At 62.1% G+C, this 388-nt stretch carries 1 protein-coding gene; it reads left to right on the top strand.

Annotated features, from left to right (window positions below):
* Positions 1 to 19: 19 nt before the first annotated feature.
* Positions 20 to 388 (top strand): sigma-70 family RNA polymerase sigma factor (locus D7Y13_RS44720; protein ID WP_120631181.1); only part of this gene is annotated, 369 nt, incomplete at its 3' end.

Genomic DNA, 388 nt, shown 5'->3' with positions numbered 1-388 from the left:
CAGTTAGGGAGAAGTGATCATGGCAAACCGCAGCAACGTCCCCGCGACGATACCTGCTCTCGGCGGCGAGGCGAGCCTCAACCGCTACCTGGCCGAGATCAAGCGCTTCCCCGTGCTGACCCCCGAGCAGGAATATATGCTCGCCAAGCGCTTCGAGGAACATGGCGACACCGATGCCGCACACCAGCTCGTCACCAGCCATCTCCGCCTCGTCGCCAAGATCGCGATGGGTTATCGCGGCTATGGCTTGCCGGTCAGCGAGCTGATCAGCGAGGGCAACATCGGCCTGATGCAGGGTGTGAAGAAGTTCGAGGCCGATCGCGGCTTTCGCCTCTCGACCTATGCCATGTGGTGGATCCGCGCGTCGATCCAGGAATTCATCCTGCGC

The organism is Corallococcus praedator (genome assembly GCF_003612125.1).
GTDB lineage: Bacteria > Myxococcota > Myxococcia > Myxococcales > Myxococcaceae > Corallococcus > Corallococcus praedator.
This window is presented reverse-complemented; position numbering and strand designations above follow the sequence as displayed.